This window comes from Gemmatirosa kalamazoonensis, assembly GCF_000522985.1.
Classification (GTDB): domain Bacteria; phylum Gemmatimonadota; class Gemmatimonadetes; order Gemmatimonadales; family Gemmatimonadaceae; genus Gemmatirosa; species Gemmatirosa kalamazoonensis.
In genome coordinates, this window is the sequence record NZ_CP007130.1 from 296391 (window position 1) to 314791 (window position 18401).

The following is an 18401-nucleotide window of genomic DNA, read 5'->3' on the forward strand; positions in this document are numbered from 1 at the left end:
CCTCGCTCATTCGGGCACGGCGGCCTTGGCGTGCGTCAGAACCGCCTCGATCAGGAACGCATACCACGCCGCTTCCGCGAGATCCTCGACTCCGAACCGCGCGCGCTCCGCGGGGTTGATCGCCGACAGCACGCCGACCACCTCGCCGCCTAACGTCACCGGCACGGCGACCATCGCCGTGACCGGTCTGCCCGTCGCGCGCATCACCGTCGGGTTCTGCCAGTCGTCCGGACCGACGACCATCCCCGAGCCCTGCGTGGCGACGAATCCGACGACGCTCGCGGTCACCGGCACCGACTGCGCCTCCACCACCGATTCGTCAGGCCCGTGATTCAGCGCCGCGGCGAGCGCGTCGTCGCCGTCGTACGTCCACAGCGTCGACTCGGCGGCGCCGAGAGCACGTGCCGCACCGGCGAGCAGGCGACGCAAGCGAGCGGCGAGCGGCGGCCGTCGGCAGAACCCGGCGTCGACGTCAGGGAGCGTGCTCATGTCGCCATCGGTCGCGCGATGTCGTACAGCGCGGCCTTCACCTGCGTCGCGTTCCACCGCGGATGCCGCTCGCGCAGCCGCGCCACGAGCGCGGCGACGTGCGGTGCGGCGAAGCTGCTTCCCGTGACGACCGCCGTCGCGCCGTCCCGCCAGGCCACCGGCACGTCCACGCCCGCGGCGCGGAACTCCACGAGCCGTCGCGCGCAGCGCTCGAGCGCGAGCGGCGGCAGCGCGGCGTGCGCCACGGACACGACGGAGGCGAAGTGGGCCGGGTACTCGACGATGTCTGGATCGAGATTGTTGCACGCCGACACGAGGATCGATCCCGCGACGTACACGCCGTCCACCGCCGGCTTGAATCGGCCGAGCAGCGCGAGGTACGTCGAGCCGAGGCTCGTGTTGATCACGTCATAGCGCTGCACGACGGCCCACTCGAGCGCCGCGAGCAGATGCTCCGTGGTGCCGCGCCCGCGCTTCCCGACGACGCGCACGCTCGCGAGCGCCGCGTCGGGCGCGTGCCGCCTGACGATCGACGCGACGGCGGTGCCGTGGCCCACCAGATCGTTAGGCGCGTCGGGCACGACGCGCTTCCGACCGTCCTCCGACTCGTCGACGGCGAAGTGCGCGACCGCCGCACCGGCGAGCGCCGGATGCGCGTCGTCGACACCCGAATCGACGATGAGCACGCGCACGCCGCGCCCCGTCAGGCCGGCGAGCGGCTCCGCCGACTCGTGCGCGAGCGTGCTCACGTGCGTGGCAGCGCCTCATGCACGTCGTCCGCGAAGCGGTCACCGTACCGCTCGATCACTGCACGCCGGAGCCTCTTGAGCGCGTCGAAGCGACGCTTGCGCAGCGCGACCTCGCTGCGTCCCGTCGCCACGGTCAGCTCCGCGTACGAGCGCCCCTCGACGATCTGCTGCTGCAGTAGCTCCCAGTCCTCGGGCTTCAGCACCTCGCTGGCGACGGAGGCGAGCGCGCGTGCCATGCGCTTCAACTGCATGTCGCGCTCGCTCGTCATCACCTCGCCGTCGGCGGTCCAGCCGCCCTCGAGGCCGCGCACCTCGCCGTCGCGCGCCTCGAGCGGAACATGCTCGGGCTTCGCGTCGGCCGCGCGCATCCAGTTCTTGAGCGCGTTCGCGCTCACGGTGGCGCCCCACGTCCTCAGCGACGACTGCCCGCGGTACGTCGCGAGCTTGTCCCACAGGCGCGCGAACACCAGCTCGACGAGGTCGGCCTCGTTCCATCCGAGGCCGTAGGCGTAGATCCGCTTCAGCACCACGGGCTCGAGGCGGCTCCGGATCTCGACGAGCGCCGACTCGCTTCCCTGCTGCGCCTTGAGCGCGAGCGCGAGATCGGCCGCGTGGGCGGGCGGCGCCTCGCGCAAGAACAGGTCGAATCGCGCGCGCCGTCGCCGCGCACGCCGCGCCAGTTCGGCCGCCACCGTGCCCAGACGCGCGTCGACACGTGCGACGGCGGCGGACGCGCCGCGCAGCGCGCCGAACACGCGCACGACGGCCGCGAAGAAGGTCTCGTCCGCCGAGTCGATGAAAGGTGCGGCGTTAGGCTCGCCCATGGGACGGCGCGTGTTGCGGGTGGATCGAGAACTCTCCGGTCGCCCCGGCATCGTCGAGCCAGACGCCAGCGATGCCGTGGCCGAGCGCCGCGCCATCGAGATCCGTGGCGGAGCCGTCGGATGCCGTGAGCAGCAGGGCGAACCGCCCGGACTCGGCCCCGTAGATCCCGAAGACGTCGAACGGGCCGCGCGGCTCGTCACCACTCCCGACGATGATACCGTCGTGGAAGCGGAGCGCGAGTCGGAGGCATCGGCGCGTGCCGGCATCGCTACGGTACCCGGCCCAGCAGCCGTCGGGAGGTTGCCGTCGTGCGTGCGTGGCGGTGGAGGGCTGTGGCATCGGAGTCCGGTGAACGTGTCTCCGCGGGGCTGACACCGTAAGACGGCGTGCGTTACCGCCGGCGCGCGCGCCGCGCGCGTTGCGCGCGTTGCGCGCGACTCGTAACGCGTCGCCGGTGCGCGTGTCAGTCGGTGTGCGCAGCCGCCCCGATCGACAACAGCCGACTTCCCGGCCCGGCGGCGCGCTCGACTCTCACCCCAGGGTTCCTGCCATGCGTGCCACGCTTCGTGCTTCCGTGATCGCGCTCCGCGACCGTCTCGCCCGCCGTCCGCTCGTCGCCGCCGCCGCGGCGCTCCTCCTGATCGCCGCACCCGCCGGCGCGATGGCCGACGCCTATCTGTTCACGAGCCGCGCGATGCCGCACGACTACAACATCCACACGATCTACGCCTCCGGCGGGCGCGTCACCGTACGCGGCGACGGCGACACCGATCTCGACTGCTACCTCGTGAAGAACGGCCAGGTGATCGCGACGGACGACGACGCCACCGACTACTGCATCCTCGACACGCACGGCTACGCCGGCCCGTACGCGCTGATCGTGAAGAACTGGGGCAACGTCTACAACCAGTACGACGTGCGGATCGAGTGACGGCGGACACTTCGGTCCCGAAGTATCCTGGCGGGTCCCGCCGCGTGGGCGCGGGACCCGCCGACGGCACCATTCGCCGCGACACAGCATTGACAGCCGCATCCCACGCCCCACTGTTGTCCTGCCTCACCCGAAGTCGATGCGGCTGCGCGTCCTTCACCCTCTTGGAGGTCCCATGTCATCGATCGTCGGTCGACACCTCAGACCATTCTTCGCCGCCCTGCTCGTCGTCGTGACGCTGGCGTTGTCCGTGGGTGCGCTCGAGGCGCGGGCGCTCAACGAACCGCACCGCCAGCCAACGCAGCCTGCGCAGGTGGTGCACACGAAAGGCGTGAAGAGCCGGGGCGCCGCGACGGACCCGAACGTCAAGCGCGACTCGCTCCCCGCGAATCATGCCGGCACCACGGTGCCGGCCCCGCCGAGCAAGGGCGGCGCGAAGACGCGCGGCGCGATGAGCGGCGCGCTGCACGTCGACAACCGCACGTCGTGGATCATTCGCATCTACGTGGACGGCGACTACGTCGGCAACGTCGGCCGGTACGGCGACTCGTACGGCTACTACGGCTGCTCCGTCCGCACGCTCTACGCTCGCGCGTACTTCGACGACGGCACGTGGATCGCCTGGGGGCCGGTCCGCCGTGACCTGTGCGACAACTACACGTGGGAGCTCGACCCGTGAGCCCCGCGCGCCGCCACGCCGGCCGTCTCCTGCTCCGCGTGGCGGCGCTCGCACTCGGCGCGCGCGCCGCACACGCGCAGTCGCGCCATGCGCTGCTGATCGGCATCAATCAGTACGAGTACGCCGCGCCCGTCCTCACGTCGTGGCAGCGCCACGTGCAGCCGGCGGTCGCCGCGTGGCGAGCGCGGTTACAGGGCAGCGCGCCGGCGACTGCGGCGCGCCTCACCGGCGAGCCCGCGCCGCACCGGCAGCTCGTCGGAGATCTCGACGGTGCGGTGAACGACGCGACGGCGATGGCCGAAGTGCTCCAGCATAGATATCAGTTCGCACCGCCGCGGCTCCTGCTCAATGAGCACGCAACGCGCGACTCGATCCTCGCCGCGCTGCGCCAGCTCGCCGACGACGCGCGGCCGGGCGATGTGATCGTGTTCTACTACGCCGGCCACGGCTCGCAGCGCGTGAACTCGCTCAGCACCCGCAAGCTGAACCACCTCGATCAGACCATCGTCCCGGCCGACGCGAACGCGGGCCAGTTCGACATCCGCGACATGGAGCTTGCCGCGGCGTTCGATCGCGTGCTCGATCGCATCGGCCCGACGGGCACGCTGACACTCATCTTCGACAGCTGCCACAGCGGCGCGGTCACGCGCGGCGAACCGAGTCCGTCGAAGGTACGGTGGGCAGCCGCCGACCCGCGCGACGCGGCCGACTCCGTCGCCGTACCGCCGCCGGAGGATCGCGGCGCGCTGTTCCTCGCCGCGGCGCAGGACTTCGAGCCGTCGAGCGAGGTGACGACGTCCGACATCGAGGGGCGGCCACGCGCGCACGGCGCGTTCACCGCGGCGCTCCTGCGCGTCATGCGCTCGGCGCCCCCGAACGAGCCGGCGATGCGGGTGTTCGAGCGCGCCCGCGCGATCCTGCAGCAGGACGGCCTCGCGCAGAACCCGGTGATCCGCGGCACCGAGTCCGACCGCCGCCGCTCGCTGTTCGGCACGTATCACGGCGCGATCGCGGGCGGCGTCACCGCGCCGGTGCTGCGCGTCGAGCACGACACGGTGCGGCTGCAGGCGGGCCTCGCCGTCGGTCTCGCGCCGGGCGCGGAGCTGCGACTCGTCGACTCGGCGCCTAACGCGCCGGTGCGGCTGAAGGTCGTCGCGGTGCACGGACTCGCCGAGAGCGACGCGGTGGCCATCGCCGGCTCGCCAGGTCGCCTCTCGCCCGGCACGCTCTTCGTGGTCGACCGATGGACGTCCGCGAGCGGTCCGGCGCTGCGCGTGTGGATCCCGGCCGGCCGCGAGCCGGCGGCGCTGACGCGCGACGTCGCCGCGCTCGGCGCGCTCCGCCACGGTTCGGTCGCGGAGTGGACCGACGATCCCACGACGCTGCCCGACGACGGACGGCCGTTGTACGTGGTGCGCTACGAGCCGGACGGCTGGCATCTCGTCACACCGGCCGGCGCGACGATGCGGCTCGCCACTGCAACAGCGGACGAGGTGGGCCGCGCGATCGCCGCGGCGGAGTCCGCCGCGACCTCGGTGCGCGAGCGCGAGCGTACCGCGCTGCGTGCCGCCGGCGCCCAGGCCGATGGCATCCTGCCGCCCGCGGGCGTACGGCCACGCGTGGCGGTGCTCGTGCCGCCGCCGACACCGCTGCGCACCAGTCTCCGGCTCGGACGCGGAACGCCGAACGACGCCGTCGAGCCGGTCGACGACCCCGCGGCGGCCGACTACCTGCTCGCCGGTCGGCTCGGCGACGGTGGCGTCAGCTACGCGTGGCTGCGGCCTAACGGCAGCGCGGCGTCGCAGCGGCGCTCGAGTCTTCCGCCGCGCACGCTGTGGGTGGGCTCCGGCGCGCTCGACGTCGCGGCCGACTCACTCACCGAGCTCGCGACGCGCCTGGCGCGGCTGCGCGGCTGGCTCACGCTCGCGGCGCCGCCGGACACCGGCGAGTCTCGGTTCCCGTATCGGCTCGCCCTTCGAAATCGAGCGACCGGCGCGCTCCGCGACTCCGGCGAGACGCACGACGGGGAGAGCTTCGACCTCGTGCTGCAGCGCGACTCGACGATCCCGGTCGACCGCATTCCCGCGCGCTGGGTGTACGTGCTGGCGATCGACAGCTACGGACGCGGCATCCCGCTCTTCCCTTCGGCGGGGCTCGGCGGTAACCGGGTGCCGATGGACTCCGCGGGCACCGACATCGCGCCGCCGGTGATCACGCTGCCGCGCCGCGCGCCCATCCGCATCGTGCCGCCGTACGGCGTCGACACGTTCGTCCTGCTGACGACGGCGGAGGCGATCGACCCCGACGTGCTGCGCTTCGACGGCGTACGCGGAGCGTCGAGCGACGCGGCGGGCGGAACACTCTCACGGCTCCTCGCCCGCGTCGGGCGCACGCGCGGCGTGGACGACGACCCCGTGCCGTCGTCGTGGTCGGTGCAGCGGCTAGCGCTGCGCAGCGGGCCGGCGACGACGGCGAAGCCGTGACGACCCGCTCCGCGAGCATTCCCTCACACATCGCCCACGACCAGCGACGAGCCGGCTGCCGTGACACCGCCGCGATGTTCCCGCCGTCTACCGTGGCCATCGTGGCCTCGGCGAGGCCGGCGGCGATCTCGGATTCGGTCTCGGACCTGCCTACCGCGGCCAGCCCCGCGCCAGGTACCGGCAGCACGAAGGCGAGTGCCTCGGGACCGTCGCGCAGGCTCGCCACCAGACGGCATGTAGCGACCGTCGCCTGACGCTGTTCGGCGTGGGCCGGGCCAAGGTGTGCGATCCGTCGGCGCCATTGAGCGATGAGCTACGCGCGAAACTCCGCGCTATGCCTCGCTGCCTAACGATGCGCGACGGACGACCAGTGACGCCCGGCGCGACCCGGGCGCCTCCGATCGCCATCCACCGTCGGCCGTGCATCGCGCGCATCCTGCCTCCTTCGTGGGGAAGTCGATGCGACGCCCCAATCGAGGACTAGGCCGAGCGCCCCCGACATCGATAGATTGTCTAGGACAACTATTGGACAGCGCCATCCTTCATCCTGGCTCCTCGTGTCCATCTTCGGCCCGTTCCACCATCCGACCGCGGCCCCGCCTAACGGCAGCCTGTATCGCAGGACAGGCACACTGCAACTCGGCCCGCTCCGGCTCGAAGGCGGAGCCGAGGTCCGGCAGGCAGCCTCGCGGGAGCTCGGTGGCACCGTCGCGCCGTCCACCGCGGTGGTCGTCACCACGAAGCCGGCGGCCGCCGGTGTGCGTCCCGACGCCGGCGCGTGAGGCGTCTGTCCAATCGGTCGGTGCGACGAGCCTCGAGACGAGCCTCGAGAAGAGCCTCGAGCTGTCGTCACCGCGGGTCGTCACACGATGCTGCGGTCGCGGCTCTGCACCGGCTGGGTCGCGTCGAGCTGCTCCATCGCCGTTCGAACGATGCGGGCCGACGACCACCACCGGTCACTCGGCACGTGGAAACGGATCACCGACCCGTCGCCTCCGCCGTCGGTGAGTGGTCCGGCGTGCCACTCGTCGACGAAGATCGGTGCGCTGGCCGACGTCGCCCACGCCCGCGCGCTCATCGCCGCGCTGTACGGCCGGCCGGCCACGGTCCAGCGCACACGGGTGCAGTAATCCCGCGTGTAATCCCACTCCTCGCAGAGCGAGGCCTCGTCCACCCCGGGAAGGATCTCGACCTCGGGCACTCGGTGCGCCGCGTCCGCGGCGTAGAGTGGCGGGGCGGTCGCGCCCGCCGGGCGTGTGCGGCGCATGCTCGGGAGGTCCTCAGGTGAGCGCGCGAAGTCCGTCGCGCAGGGTCGGCTGGCGACGGCGTGGCATGGTGCAAATGCGTAGGTCTCAGTCCGACGTCTGTCAAGCTTTTGTCTTGGACAATTCGTTGACGCTGTGCCTGCTGCGCGCCATGCTTCTCTCCTGCGAGACGGCCTGACGCCGTCGCTCGCGCGGGCAGAGTTCGATCTCGTCGCGCACCCGGGGCTCAACGATCGCGTCCGGACGCTCGGGGCGCGCCTGCGCGAGCGCTGACGTGCGGCACGCCTAACGCGCCGCACGCCTGACGAGCCCCGCGCCTAACGCAGCGCGACGCCGAGCAGGATGGCGGCGCCGACGACGTTCGCGAGCACCAGGAGCGCGCGCAGCAGCACACGGAGCCAGCGTCGCGGATCCTCCGCGGACGGGGCGGGCGGGCCCAGGATCTCCGACGGGCGCATCACCTCCATCGCCATGGCTCGCGGGAGCGCGCGTTCGGGTGCGCCCGCGTGGACCCGTGTGCTCACGTGGCGAAGCACGCCGCGACGCTGCTGCGACCGGCACCGTGCAGCAACGCGTCGAGCGCGTACGCGCCGACGGTCCGTGCGAGCGCGGCGTGGGCCGCAGTCGAGAACGTGGGCATCAGCCCGAGTCACCGGCGGCGACGTCCACGACGGCCTGCGCCAGGAGCGCGAGACAATGCGCCGCCAGCGCGTCGGTCTCGTAACGCGTCCCGTCGGCCATGCACCACCCCCAGTCGGCGGGGACGGACTGCGCCTCGGCGACGTCGATCGCGTCGACGTCGAGCGCGGCGACGTCATCGAGCGCTCCCCCCCGATCGTCGCAGTAGAACACCAACGCCCGGACGATCGTCGCGCCGCCTGGCCCACGCTGCGCCGACCCGGGACGGGAGACGGTTCCGCGCCAGACGAGGACCTGCAGCTCACCGAACGCCGCGTCGCTGGCCGCGTCGGGGAACCACGACACGCTCACCGCGGCCGCGGCGCTCTGCAGGATGCACGCGCGCGGCGTGCGATGACGCTCGACGGGCTGCGGCGGCCGCGCCGCGCGGATCACCGTGCGCTCGGGCGCGAGGATGTCGAGCAGGCGATTGACCGCGCGTTGGACGCCGGCGCGCGCCTTGTGCGTCGGCGGGTCCGTCCACCGTCTCGTGAGGTCGACGCGCTCCGGTGACTCCGCGGCGTCGGCCCGGTCGAGCAGCAGCGCATCTTGATGGTCACTCACTTCGCGGTTCCTCCCAGTCGGTCCCGTGCCGTGCAGCCCCTGCGCGGCGGAGCGCCGCGCATGTGGGCCCGCGCAGTCGCATGCGTGCCGCGGGCGCGAGACGTCACGGGTCGTACGTGACGGCTTTCGGCGCCGTCAGCGCGCTCGCGGCGAGCCGCTGACAGAGGTCGCCGATGACGTAGCTCGGCGCCGTCGCGATCGCGATCTCGCGCCGTGCTTCGAGCTTCGCCTCGGCCTCGGCCAGCGTGCGCCGCAGCGGCGGGTCCTTGTACTCGTCGTATGGGCGTGCCATCGGTGCCGCTCCCGCGCGGGTGACGTGCAGGTCGCCGCTGCATCGCGACCGTGCCGGACCCTCGGAAGGTGTGCCGGGGACCGCACAGAGTCAAGAAACTGTCTAGGACATTTTCTCGACAATCCTGCGTGCCCGGTCCAACCGGCACCTCGGGCAGCGCACGGTCGGAGACCGGGGAGGGCGTGCCGGATCTCCGAGCTACGGCTGCGCCATGAGGGCCTCGAGATCGACCGGTGCGAGCGCGCGCCAGTGGAGCGGGAAGTTCCACGCGCGGCGCACCAGCCCTTCCGAGAGGAAGATGAGGCACCGCGCGCCACGCGAGCCCGGCACGAGCGCGGCGTCGCACTCCACCACGCGCCACGCGATGCCGTGGGCGTCGACGAGGTGCACGGCGTCGGGCGCGTTCCAGAGGGGCGCGCCTAACGGGTCTCGGGCAACGCTCACGGCGCCGCACCTCCGGCGCGGCCGTCCTCCGATCCGCCGTTCGTCCCGCCCAGCGCATCGAGTCGGCGCACCTCGCGCAACAGCACACTGGCGGTGGCCGGCTTGTACAACACCGCGTCGCTGCCGGTCTGCAGCGCCCGGTCGAGATCGGCGGCACTCCGGTGGCGGGTGTAGACGAGCACGCGCAGCCGCGGGAGCCGGCGCCGGTCCCCCTTGAGCACCATGACGACGCACGGCCCCTCGGCGCACCCGATGTGCAGCTCGGACACCACGCAGCGCGTGAGGGCGGCGCGCACCAGCCGCAGCACGACGTCGCCGTCCACCTCCGCGGCGACCTCGTACCCACCGCGCTCGAGCACGGCGCGACTCGCCGCCGCGTCGGCAGGGACGTCGTCGACGAGGAGCACCGGCGGCACCGCGGACGGCGCGCGCGCGGCCGGCTCCGCCGCCGGGCCGTCGCCGAGATCGAACGGGCACATGCAGCGCTCCGGGACCGGGAACGCCCGGCGGCGTGCCGGGCGGGTCGAGCGGGCGCTGACGGGGGCGCGGTCTGGGAGAGGTCGACGGACCCGGGAGGGCGTCTGGGGACCGGAGAGACGGCGGCTGCGTCAGCCGAACCGTGAAGTGACCACCGTACTGCATTTCCGGCTCCACGACCACGGCCCACGCGCACCGCGGCGTTGCACGGCGCGCGTCCGCCGCCGGCACGGGCGCGATGACGATCGCCGGTGCGCCCCGACGAACACGCGCGACCGCACCGTACGCCCGGCGCCGTCGCTCAGTCCGCGCGCTCGAGCGAGCGCACGCACACCACGCCGCGGGCGCGTGCGCTCACGCGGCCGGTGAGGTCGAGCGCGCTCAGTGCATCCTCCAGGCGGCGGACCACCCGCGCCATGACCTGCGGGCTCACCAGCGCGGCCGAGCGCTGGCGCGCCGCGGGCCACTCGGCCGTCTCGAGGACGGATTGGCGGGGGTTCGTCATCGCAGTGCTTCCTCCGGTGCGGGGATCGGGCGGGTCCGTATCGGCGTCGTCTGCCACACGGTACGGGTGTCGCGGCGGGCCAGCATGAGTCAGGTGACCCCGCCGCGCGCGACAGTGTGGCGGTGCCGATCAGCAATACGCCGCACGGCCCGTATTCGCGTCACCGCGACGCGCGCAGCCGCCTAACGGCGCGGGCAACGACGCAGGACGCCCGCTCCGGTCACTCGTATCGCAGCGCCCGAATCGGCTCCACGGTCGCGGCCCGGCGCGCGGGCAGATAGCCCGCCCCGTACGCCACGAGCGCGAGCAGGGCCGCCGCGAGCCCGATCGACAGCGGGTCCCAGCCGGGGAGCCCGAACAGGAGCGACTTCGCCGCCGTGCCGAGGGCGAGCGCCGCCGCGACGCCCACGACGCCGCCGGCGAACGTCATGCGCGTCACCTGGCGCAGCACCATCCCGCGGACCTGGGCGCGGCTCGCCCCGAGCGCCATGCGCACGCCGATCTCGCGCGTCCGCTGCGCGATCGTGTACGCCAGCACGCCGTACAGCCCGATCGCCGCGAGCAGCGTCGCGAGCACCGCGAACGCGACGGCGAGAACGCTCACGAGGCGGTCGAGGTAGGTGTTCTCGCGCACCTGCTGCGGCAGCGTCTTGAGGTTCTCGACCGGCAGGTTCGGGTCGAGCGACTGCACGATGCGCGGAATCGCTCGCAGCACCTGCTCGGACGTGAGCGTCGTCCGCACGTAGTAGTTCATCTCGCCGATGGCGCTGTCCTGCCGGAACGGGAGGAGGAACGTCGGCGGCGTCTCGCCCTTGACCTCGGAGTACTTCGCGTCGCGCATCAGCCCGACGATCTCGATGTCGAGCCGGTGATCGGCGTCGCTGCCGATGTTGCCCATGGCCATGTGCCGGCCGACCGCCTGCCGTCCGAGGCCGAACTTCCGCGCGAACGTCTCGTTGACGATCGCGACCTTCGGGGCGCCCGGGCCATCCGCGGCCGTGAATGCCCGCCCGGCGAGCAGCGCGCTGCCTAACGTCTGGAAGTAGCCCGCGCCGACCTGGTTGTAGCGCGCGTTGGCGTCGGTGTCGGCGTCGCGGTGGAATCCCTCGACGGCGACCTCGGTGCCCCAGTTGCTGCCCGCGAGCAGCGGCACGCGCGCCGCCGTGACGGCCGCGACGCCCGGCTGGGCCGCGAGCTCCTGCTCCAGCCGCTCGAACAACGCCGCCGACCGCGCGTTCGCGTAGCCGTTGAGCTGCGGCGAGATCCCGAACGTCACGACGCGCTCCGTCGCGAGACCGAGGTCGACGCGGCTCACGTTCACGAGACTGCGGATGAACAGTCCGGCGCAGACGAGCAGCGTCATCGCGAGCGCGATCTGCGTCGTCACGAGCGACGTGCGGAACCGCGTCGCCGCCCTCGCGCCGGAGAGCTGCCCCGCGCTCGACCGGATCGTGCCGATGAGGCCCGGCCGCGTGCTGTGCAGCGCGGGGAACAGGCCGAACAGCACCGCCGTGCATAGCGCGACGAGCGCGGCGAACGCCACGACCGTCGGGTCGAGCCGCGTGTGAACCGTCTGGGCGTCGTCGGCGGGCAGCAGCGCGGTGATCCCGCGGAGCGTCCAGTACGCGACTCCGAGACCGAGCGCGCCGCCCGCCGCGCCTAACGCCAGCGACTCCGTCAGCAGCTGCCGCACGAGCGCACCGCGCCCGGCGCCCAACGAGAGCCGCACGGCCATCTCCCCCGCGCGCCGCGCGCCGCGCGCGAGCAGCAGGTTCGCGATGTTCGCGCACGCGATGAGCAGCACGATGCCCGTGATGGCGAACAGGAGCAGCAGCGGCGCCCTGGCGTCGGTCGGCTGCGCGCTCTGCCCCCGCGCGCCCGGCTTGACGACGATCTGCTTCGTGCGGAAGCGCGCCATCGTCGCCGCGCTCATGCCCTTCTGCAGCGGCGCCTCGACGTCGGCGAGGATCGGCCGGTACGCGGCGGTCAAGCCGCGCGCCGCCTGCTCCGCCGTCGCCCCCGGCGCGAGACGGCCGAAGACGTAGAGCCAGTACGCGCGGCGGTTGTCGACGACCTTCCACCCCGGCGCCATCAGCTCGCGCATCGCGAGCGGCACGAAGACGTCCGGGTGCATGCCGAGCGTCGTCCCCTCGAACCCGCGCGGCGCGACGCCGACGATGGTCATCGCCTGCCCGTTGATGACGACGATCTGGCCGAGCACGCCCCGGTCGTGGCCGAGCCGGGTGTTCCAGTAGGCGTAGCTCAACACGGCGAGCGGGTGTGCGCCCGGCGTCTCGTCGTCCGCCGCCCCGAACAGCCGGCCCAGCGCCGGCGTGAGACCGAGGGTCGGAAAGTACGAGCCCGACACCAGCATCCCCGTGCCGCTCCGCGTCTCCCCGCGGAACGCGAGGTTCGCCCCGAAGTCGCGATGCCCCGCGAGCCCGCTCAAGACGGCCCGCGTCGCCGGGGCGCGCTCGAGATCGCGGAACATCGGGTAGCTGAACACGGCGTCGCAGCTGCCCGCCATGCCGCACGCCACCGCGCCGGGCTTCGGTCCCGGCGCGACCAGGTTCACGAGCCGCGCCGGATCGCGTACGGGCAGCGGCCGGAGCAGCAGCTGGTCGAACAGCGAGAAGATCGCCGCGTTCGCACCGATGCCGAGGGCGAGCGACAGGATGGCGACTGCGGTGACGAACGGCGTCTGGCGGAGCGCGCGGAGCGCGAGCCTCGGGCTGGTCATGGAGCGCTCACGGAATCGGGAGCGATGACGAACGGGTTGCGACGAAGCGTACGGTCCTCGCGCACCGACGGCCATGCGCCGGTGACGAGCCGCGCGCGCCGCCGCGGCGCGCGTCGCTGCAGGAGCGTGTCGAGGGTCGAGCGCGCGTCGCCCGGCAGCTCCGTCGGCGACGACGGCGCCATCGCGATCGCGCGCCGGAGCTGCGCGATCGCGCCGGTCGTGTCGCCGAGCGCGAGATGGCCCGCCGCGAGGCGCGCCACGGCGCGCGCCGAGCCGGGATGAAGCGTCACGTTCCTCCGCAGCACGAGCAGCGCGACGCGCGGCTGCTTCAGCGTGTTCGACGCGACGCGGGCGAGACGGTTGACGTCCGGCTCCGGCAGTCGCTCGGACAGCAGGAGCGTGCGCGCGGAGTCGGCATACATCGCCTCCGAGGCCGCGAGCGCGCGCACGACCGCCGCGGAGTCGGCGCGCTCGTCGAGCGTGGCGATGGGCAGCGACTGCGTCGCCACCGGCGCGAAGACGAAGCGCAGGCCGTCGGGGAGCGCCGACAGTGGCACCAGCGCGTGCCAGTCGTCGGGGTAGCGGCGGTGCGCGAACGCGACGTTAGGCGGTCGGATCGAGTCGAGGTGCGATGCGAAGCGGCGCGTGGTCGTGTCGATGTCGGCGTCGCCGAGGCCGTGATGTCCGGCGAAGATGCGCTGCCGCGCCGACGATCGCGCGATCGCGTCCGCGTACTCGACGGCGGGACGTCGGTCGTTGTACCAGATCGCCGGGTCCATGGCGATCACACCCTGGTAGCGTCCGGGCCACGTCGCCGCCGAGTAGAGCGCGAACACGCCGCCCGCGGAGAAGCCCGCGAGGACCGTCGTCGGCAGCGTGCGGTAGCGCGCCCGGACGGCCGGCAGGGCCTCGTCGAAGAGGAAACGCGCGAACGCGTCCGCCCCGCCGCCGGTGGGAAACTCCGCCACCGACGAGCCGGTGGGGGCGGGCAGCATGTCGTGCAGCCGGTCCGCGCCGTTCTCCACGCCGACGACGATCATCGGCGGCACGCCGTCGGCGTTCTCGGCCAGATACGCGGCCTGCGCGATGGCGAGCCGGAACATCGCGCGGTCCTCGGCGTCGAGCACGACGAGCACCGCGTAGCGGTCGCTCCCTCGCTCGTAGGCGTCGGGCACCGCCACGTCGATCGTCCGGCGACCGAGCGCACGCGAGGCGATGCGGATCGGAACCCACGGCTCGACGCGCTCGCGCTGGGCGGCCGCCGGCGACGCGAGCGCGAGTCCGATGAGGAACGACGGCAGGTGAGTGACGCGCGGCATGCGGCAAATGTGCGGCCCGACACGAGCGTCGTCTTGAACGCTAGAAGCGCACGCGTTCGCGGTACCAGCGAGGCGAGCACCCCGTGAGGCGGCGGAAGGTGCGCGTGAAGTGCGCGTGGTCCGAGAAGCCGGCCCGCGCCGCCACGCTCGAGATGGTGCCCTCCCCGCTCACGAGCTGGTCGCACGCCCACGCCACGCGCCGCCGGCGGACGAACTCGCCCATCGAGCAGCCGAAGCGTCGGCGGAAGAGCCGCGTGAGGTGCATGGGATGCACCCCGGCGATCCGGGCGACGTCCGCGAGCCGCACCGCGCCGGTCAGCCGCCCCGCCAGGTACTCCGCGCACGCGTCCAGCCGGCGGTGCGGCTCGAACGTGCCGCGCGCGCGGCGGTCCCGCACGGCGTCGCACAGCAGCGCCACCGCCTCGTCCATGCCGAGCGCGCTCCCGTCGTCGTCCCGATGGAACTCGCGCCAGACCGCGAACGCGTGCCACTCGACGTCGTCGGTGAGCACGCGCCCCGCGATCCGGCGCGCCGGCGAGACGTCGTCGGTGAGCTCGCGCCATGCGTCGAGCGCGAGCTCCACGTTCAGCGACGCCGTGCCGCGGGGGCCGACGACGTTCGCGTGCGACTCGTGGTCGCGATGGAATATCACGGCGCCTCGACGGCAGTCCCGGGTCGCGCCGCCCGCGCGCTCCGCGTACGCGCCGCGCAGCACGTACGAGAAGAACGGTGAGGCGTGCTCGTGATCGGGGAGCCGTGAGTGTGGCTCGTACACGGCCTCGAACACGTGCAGACCGGCGCGCGTCACCGCACGCTGCACCCGCCGGGCCGCCAGCCCGTCCGTGGTCGCGGGGTCGCCGTCCATCGGATCACGTTACACGGACGGCTCGCGCGGTGCACTCGACCTGCACCGCGTCGCATGTCCGAAACGTCCAATCGCGCCGCCGTGCTGCGGCAAAGATTGGCGGCATGACTGACACTCCACTCCGGCGACGCGTCGTCGTCCTCCTCGCCCTGGCGCAGCTCACCGCGCCGCTCGCCGCGCGTCCGTCCGCCGCGCAGCAGCCGTTCGACAGCGCGACCTGGGACATCCGCGCGGCGGAGTCGCGCATCGAACCCTATCGAGGCCGCGCCGCGCTGCTGCTGCGGGACGGTGCCGCGTGGCTCACGCGCAGCCGCTTCCTGAACGGCACCATAGAGTTCGACGTCGCGTTCGGCGACGGGCCGGCGTTTCCCGGCGTCGCGTTTCGCGCGGCCAGTCGCACGGACTACGAGCTGTTCTACATGCGCGCGGGCTCGAACGGGCGGCCGGACGCCACGCAGTACACGCCGGTGCTGCACGGCCTGTACGGCTGGCAGATCTACACCGGGCCCGCGTACGACGCCGCGGTCCGCTGGACGTTCGATCGCTGGATGCACGTCAAGCTCGTGGTGGCCGGCACGCGCGCCGAGGTGTTCGTGGACAGCGACACGGCGGTTCAGGTCATCCCGCGGTTGCGTGGTGCCGAGGTCGCGGGCGAGGTGGGGTTCGTGGTGGCGCCGGGGTCCGCGCGTTTCGCGAACGTCGTGGTCCGAGCGGAGAGCGAGCCGCGCCTCACCGGCACGCCACCCGCCGTGCGCGATTCCACGCCGGCGACGATCGTCCGTTCGTGGCGCGTGTCGCCGCCGTTCGCCGAGTCGTCGCTCGCCGGCGTCACCGAGCTGGCGGCGGCTCCCGGCGCGGTGCCCGGCAGCGGCTGGTGCGCGCTCGACGTCGAGGAGCGCGGCATCGCGAACCTCGCGCGACTCGCGGGCGTCGACAGCGGCCGCAACACCGTCGTCGCGGCCGTCACGCTCGACGCCGATCACGCGATGACGGCGCGAGTGCGCTTCGGCTTCAGCGATCGCGTGCGCGTGTTCCTGAACGGGAGACTGCTCTACGCGGGCAACGCGAGCTTCGCGACTCGCGACCCGGAGTTTCTGGGCACGGTGGGACTGTTCGACGAGCTGGCGCTGCCGCTCCGGCGCGGCCCGAACGAGCTGTGGCTCGCGGTCAGCGAGACGTTCGGCGGCTGGGCGATCACGGCGGACCTGCCCGAGCGACGCGGCATCCGCGTCAGCCCGTGACGCTCACGCTCGGCTCGGCTCTGCGCTCGGCGACGAGGCGGCCCGGCGTCGCACCGGCGAGCGCGCGCAGCTCGCGGATCAGATGCGACTGGTCCGCGTAGCCGTGGCGCGCGGCGAGCGCCGCCCAGGCGGGCGTCGCGGCGCGGTCGGCGTCGCGGAGGAGCGCGTGGAGCCGCTGCACGCGCGCGAAGCGCCGCGGCGAGATCCCCGTTTCCGCCAGGATCACGCGGCGCAGGTGGCGGTCGGTCACGCCGAGCGGCGCCGACAACGCATCGACGCGAAGGTGACCGGCCGACGTGCGCAGCATCTCCATCCCTGCACGGACCAGCGGCGGCGCGGGTGCGCGTGACGCGCGGCGCGCGACCGTTGCAGCTGCGGTGCGTGCGCGCAGGAACTCGACGAGGACGCGCAGCGCGTCGCCCGGTGTGCGGGTGCGCGCCAGGCGCTCCTCGAGCGGCGCGCCGAGAGCAGGGTGCGCGAGCGCGTAAGGATGTTCCGCATCCTCGTGCTCACCGGGCGCCACGCCGAGCAGGCTGCGGCACCACTCGAGCTTGATGCGCACCGACGTCATGTGCGATCCGGGCTCCGGCGCGAACATGCGCGCCTGCGCGACCGGGCCGATGAGGATCAGCCGCGACGAGCCCGGGCCGTTGGCGTCGCGCACACCCGTGAAGCACAGGCTCACGGCGGGGTCGGGCACCACGCGGTGCACGGTGGGCCGCACGGGCGCGGTCGCGTGCGTCCACAGCGCTTCGACGGCGAACGCCAGGTCGGCGGGTGGGGGCGATTCGCGATAGCCGCCGATCGCATGGTCAGTCATGGCTCGCGGCCTTGCGCGGTGAGAGAAGCGAGATGCCCAACGGGAAGCTGGCCGCGCGGCATCGCCCGGTGCAAGCTGATCGCATGACACCCTCGCTCCTCACGCTCCTCCAGGCAGCGGCCGGCGACGCGCCTGCGACGCAAGGGCGCGGTCAGCCCCGAGACCGCGCTCCGGCGCGACGAGATCGGCATGACGAAGGCCGACGAGCGCCGGTTCGAGCGCCTGCTCCGGCAGGGGCTCATCCGCGAGGGGCCGACGCCGGGCACGTACTACTACGACGCCGCAGGTCAGCGGGCGAAGATGCGGCGGACGCTCCCGCTCCTGCTCGGCCTCGTCGTCGTGCTCGGCGCCGTCATCGTCGGACTCGCGTGGCGGACTGCCCGACGCGGCGCGCCCTGACGCGGCGCCGACGCGGGATCTCGCGCGTCGACCGATCACACGTCTCCCGGCGCGTCGCATCGGCGTGTTAATCGACGCCTAATCCGTCCGACACGACCCGGTAACTCGGCCACCGTATCATCGATCATGACGACGTTCGCCGCCGCCATGGCCCAGCGCGAGTCGCGCGTCGTGCGCTTCGTGCGGCGCGCGGCGGTCGTGGCGGGCTGCCTGTACGCGGTCTCGTTCGCGTGGAGCATCTGCCGTCGGCTGCGGCAGATCCTGCACATCGAGGCGCGCGCGAGCTCGCTCGTGTTGGCGCCGGGATCCGCGGTCGGCTTCGACGTGATCGCATCGGGCGAGGTGCCGAACCGGATCCGGCTCGAGCTCGTCCAGGGACCGCGGCGTGAGGTGCTCCTGGAGCAGCGCGCGAGGACGAACCGGATCCGAAGCCTCGACCCGCGCGTCTTCCGGTACACGCCGACCGTTCCGATCACGCCCGCGCTGCTCGCGCGATTCCGTCCGGGACCCGCGACGCTGCGCGCGACGGGCTTCGGCGGGCAGAAGCTCCTGCACACGCCGGCGCCTCGGATCGACGAGCTGCAGGTTCGGCTGCAGCCCTAGGTTGCGCCACGGTCCGGCGCCGGCCACACTTCC

General features: G+C 73.1%; 22 protein-coding genes. 7 read left to right on the forward strand and 15 right to left on the reverse strand.

Annotated features, from left to right (window positions below):
* Positions 1 to 6 precede the first annotated feature (6 nt).
* Genes J421_RS29080 through J421_RS33235 form a run of 4 tightly spaced genes read right to left on the reverse strand, consistent with a single transcriptional unit; the run spans position 7 to position 2402 of the window.
* Entirely contained in the window at positions 7 to 489 is a 483-nt protein-coding gene (locus J421_RS29080; protein WP_025414641.1) for a GAF domain-containing protein, read from the reverse strand.
* Entirely contained in the window at positions 486 to 1238 is a 753-nt protein-coding gene (locus J421_RS29085; RefSeq protein ID WP_025414642.1) for a S8 family serine peptidase, read from the reverse strand. Before J421_RS29085 ends, J421_RS29080 begins: the two co-directional genes overlap by 4 nt.
* Positions 1235 to 2062 carry an RNA polymerase sigma factor gene (locus J421_RS29090; RefSeq protein WP_025414643.1) on the reverse strand — a complete coding sequence of 276 codons (828 nt, stop codon included), beginning with the start codon at positions 2060 to 2062 and terminating at the stop codon, positions 1235 to 1237. Before J421_RS29090 ends, J421_RS29085 begins: the two co-directional genes overlap by 4 nt.
* Complete coding sequence (locus J421_RS33235) at positions 2049 to 2402, reverse strand: hypothetical protein (RefSeq protein WP_025414644.1); 354 nt, start codon at positions 2400 to 2402, stop codon at positions 2049 to 2051. Before J421_RS33235 ends, J421_RS29090 begins: the two co-directional genes overlap by 14 nt.
* A 211-nt stretch (positions 2403 to 2613) precedes the next feature.
* On the opposite strand from J421_RS33235, the gene J421_RS29095 reads away from it, so the two are divergent.
* From J421_RS29095 to J421_RS32425, 4 genes are all read left to right on the forward strand, one after another.
* Complete coding sequence (locus J421_RS29095) at positions 2614 to 2994, forward strand: hypothetical protein (RefSeq protein ID WP_025414645.1); 381 nt, start codon at positions 2614 to 2616, stop codon at positions 2992 to 2994.
* Positions 2995 to 3169: 175 nt separating this feature from the next.
* On the forward strand, positions 3170 to 3673 hold the full coding sequence (locus tag J421_RS29100; protein WP_025414646.1) for a hypothetical protein: 504 nt from the start codon (positions 3170 to 3172) through the stop codon (positions 3671 to 3673).
* Entirely contained in the window at positions 3670 to 6156 is a 2487-nt protein-coding gene (locus J421_RS29105; protein ID WP_025414647.1) for a caspase family protein, read from the forward strand. Before J421_RS29100 ends, J421_RS29105 begins: the two co-directional genes overlap by 4 nt.
* Positions 6157 to 6713: 557 nt before the next feature.
* Positions 6714 to 6938, forward strand: a complete 225-nt coding sequence (locus tag J421_RS32425) for a hypothetical protein (protein WP_148306618.1) — start codon at positions 6714 to 6716, stop codon at positions 6936 to 6938.
* Between the two features lie 80 nt (positions 6939 to 7018).
* Here J421_RS32425 and J421_RS33240 read toward each other — a convergent pair whose 3' ends face one another.
* From J421_RS33240 to J421_RS29150, 10 genes are all read right to left on the reverse strand, one after another.
* Positions 7019 to 7423 carry a hypothetical protein gene (locus J421_RS33240; RefSeq protein ID WP_025414648.1) on the reverse strand — a complete coding sequence of 135 codons (405 nt, stop codon included), beginning with the start codon at positions 7421 to 7423 and terminating at the stop codon, positions 7019 to 7021.
* Positions 7424 to 7738: 315 nt separating this feature from the next.
* Positions 7739 to 7894, reverse strand: a complete 156-nt coding sequence (locus J421_RS33245) for a hypothetical protein (RefSeq protein WP_158508976.1) — start codon at positions 7892 to 7894, stop codon at positions 7739 to 7741.
* Between the two features lie 166 nt (positions 7895 to 8060).
* Positions 8061 to 8663, reverse strand: a complete 603-nt coding sequence (locus J421_RS29115; RefSeq protein WP_025414649.1) for a hypothetical protein — start codon at positions 8661 to 8663, stop codon at positions 8061 to 8063.
* Between the two features lie 103 nt (positions 8664 to 8766).
* Complete coding sequence (locus tag J421_RS29120; RefSeq protein ID WP_025414650.1) at positions 8767 to 8955, reverse strand: hypothetical protein; 189 nt, start codon at positions 8953 to 8955, stop codon at positions 8767 to 8769.
* Between the two features lie 198 nt (positions 8956 to 9153).
* Complete coding sequence (locus tag J421_RS29125; protein WP_148306619.1) at positions 9154 to 9399, reverse strand: hypothetical protein; 246 nt, start codon at positions 9397 to 9399, stop codon at positions 9154 to 9156.
* On the reverse strand, positions 9396 to 9878 hold the full coding sequence (locus J421_RS29130; RefSeq protein WP_025414652.1) for a response regulator: 483 nt from the start codon (positions 9876 to 9878) through the stop codon (positions 9396 to 9398). Before J421_RS29130 ends, J421_RS29125 begins: the two co-directional genes overlap by 4 nt.
* A gap of 299 nt (positions 9879 to 10177) precedes the next feature.
* Positions 10178 to 10381: a hypothetical protein gene (locus tag J421_RS29135; protein WP_025414653.1), complete on the reverse strand. Its 204-nt coding sequence runs from the start codon at positions 10379 to 10381 to the stop codon at positions 10178 to 10180.
* A gap of 220 nt (positions 10382 to 10601) precedes the next feature.
* The gene (locus tag J421_RS29140; RefSeq protein ID WP_025414654.1) at positions 10602 to 13121 is read right to left on the reverse strand and encodes an ABC transporter permease; all 2520 of its coding nucleotides are present in this window, start codon (positions 13119 to 13121) and stop codon (positions 10602 to 10604) included.
* Positions 13118 to 14440 carry an alpha/beta hydrolase-fold protein gene (locus J421_RS29145; protein ID WP_025414655.1) on the reverse strand — a complete coding sequence of 441 codons (1323 nt, stop codon included), beginning with the start codon at positions 14438 to 14440 and terminating at the stop codon, positions 13118 to 13120. The genes J421_RS29140 and J421_RS29145 overlap by 4 nt, the downstream gene beginning before the upstream one ends.
* 40 nt (positions 14441 to 14480) lie before the next feature.
* The gene (locus tag J421_RS29150; protein ID WP_025414656.1) at positions 14481 to 15305 is read right to left on the reverse strand and encodes a helix-turn-helix domain-containing protein; all 825 of its coding nucleotides are present in this window, start codon (positions 15303 to 15305) and stop codon (positions 14481 to 14483) included.
* Between the two features lie 104 nt (positions 15306 to 15409).
* Here J421_RS29150 and J421_RS29155 point away from each other — a divergent pair, with 104 nt between their 5' ends.
* Positions 15410 to 16546: a hypothetical protein gene (locus tag J421_RS29155; protein WP_025414657.1), complete on the forward strand. Its 1137-nt coding sequence runs from the start codon at positions 15410 to 15412 to the stop codon at positions 16544 to 16546.
* Here J421_RS29155 and J421_RS29160 read toward each other — a convergent pair.
* Positions 16536 to 17366, reverse strand: a complete 831-nt coding sequence (locus J421_RS29160) for a helix-turn-helix transcriptional regulator (protein ID WP_025414658.1) — start codon at positions 17364 to 17366, stop codon at positions 16536 to 16538. The genes J421_RS29155 and J421_RS29160 overlap by 11 nt on opposite strands.
* A 189-nt stretch (positions 17367 to 17555) precedes the next feature.
* Between J421_RS29160 and J421_RS29165 the strand changes: the two genes are divergently transcribed.
* On the forward strand, positions 17556 to 17765 hold the full coding sequence (locus tag J421_RS29165) for a hypothetical protein (RefSeq protein WP_025414659.1): 210 nt from the start codon (positions 17556 to 17558) through the stop codon (positions 17763 to 17765).
* Between the two features lie 126 nt (positions 17766 to 17891).
* Positions 17892 to 18368, forward strand: coding sequence for a hypothetical protein (locus J421_RS29170; RefSeq protein ID WP_025414660.1), 477 nt, complete (start codon positions 17892 to 17894; stop codon positions 18366 to 18368).
* Positions 18369 to 18401 lie beyond the last annotated feature (33 nt).

What these genes read in the sequence shown, in the direction of transcription:
- J421_RS29080 (WP_025414641.1), bottom strand. Translation starts at nt 489, where the DNA reads ATGAGCACGCTCCCTGACGTCGACGCCGGGTTCTGCCGACGGCCGCCG.
- J421_RS29090 (WP_025414643.1), bottom strand. Translation starts at nt 2,062, where the DNA reads ATGGGCGAGCCTAACGCCGCACCTTTCATCGACTCGGCGGACGAGACC.
- J421_RS33235 (WP_025414644.1), bottom strand. Translation starts at nt 2,402, where the DNA reads ATGCCACAGCCCTCCACCGCCACGCACGCACGACGGCAACCTCCCGAC.
- J421_RS29095 (WP_025414645.1), top strand. Translation starts at nt 2,614, where the DNA reads ATGCGTGCCACGCTTCGTGCTTCCGTGATCGCGCTCCGCGACCGTCTC.
- J421_RS29100 (WP_025414646.1), top strand. Translation starts at nt 3,170, where the DNA reads ATGTCATCGATCGTCGGTCGACACCTCAGACCATTCTTCGCCGCCCTG.
- J421_RS33240 (WP_025414648.1), bottom strand. Translation starts at nt 7,423, where the DNA reads ATGCGCCGCACACGCCCGGCGGGCGCGACCGCCCCGCCACTCTACGCC.
- J421_RS33245 (WP_158508976.1), bottom strand. Translation starts at nt 7,894, where the DNA reads ATGGCGATGGAGGTGATGCGCCCGTCGGAGATCCTGGGCCCGCCCGCC.
- J421_RS29120 (WP_025414650.1), bottom strand. Translation starts at nt 8,955, where the DNA reads ATGGCACGCCCATACGACGAGTACAAGGACCCGCCGCTGCGGCGCACG.
- J421_RS29130 (WP_025414652.1), bottom strand. Translation starts at nt 9,878, where the DNA reads ATGTGCCCGTTCGATCTCGGCGACGGCCCGGCGGCGGAGCCGGCCGCG.
- J421_RS29135 (WP_025414653.1), bottom strand. Translation starts at nt 10,381, where the DNA reads ATGACGAACCCCCGCCAATCCGTCCTCGAGACGGCCGAGTGGCCCGCG.
- J421_RS29140 (WP_025414654.1), bottom strand. Translation starts at nt 13,121, where the DNA reads ATGACCAGCCCGAGGCTCGCGCTCCGCGCGCTCCGCCAGACGCCGTTC.
- J421_RS29145 (WP_025414655.1), bottom strand. Translation starts at nt 14,440, where the DNA reads ATGCCGCGCGTCACTCACCTGCCGTCGTTCCTCATCGGACTCGCGCTC.
- J421_RS29150 (WP_025414656.1), bottom strand. Translation starts at nt 15,305, where the DNA reads ATGGACGGCGACCCCGCGACCACGGACGGGCTGGCGGCCCGGCGGGTG.
- J421_RS29155 (WP_025414657.1), top strand. Translation starts at nt 15,410, where the DNA reads ATGACTGACACTCCACTCCGGCGACGCGTCGTCGTCCTCCTCGCCCTG.
- J421_RS29160 (WP_025414658.1), bottom strand. Translation starts at nt 17,366, where the DNA reads ATGACTGACCATGCGATCGGCGGCTATCGCGAATCGCCCCCACCCGCC.
- J421_RS29165 (WP_025414659.1), top strand. Translation starts at nt 17,556, where the DNA reads ATGACGAAGGCCGACGAGCGCCGGTTCGAGCGCCTGCTCCGGCAGGGG.
- J421_RS29170 (WP_025414660.1), top strand. Translation starts at nt 17,892, where the DNA reads ATGACGACGTTCGCCGCCGCCATGGCCCAGCGCGAGTCGCGCGTCGTG.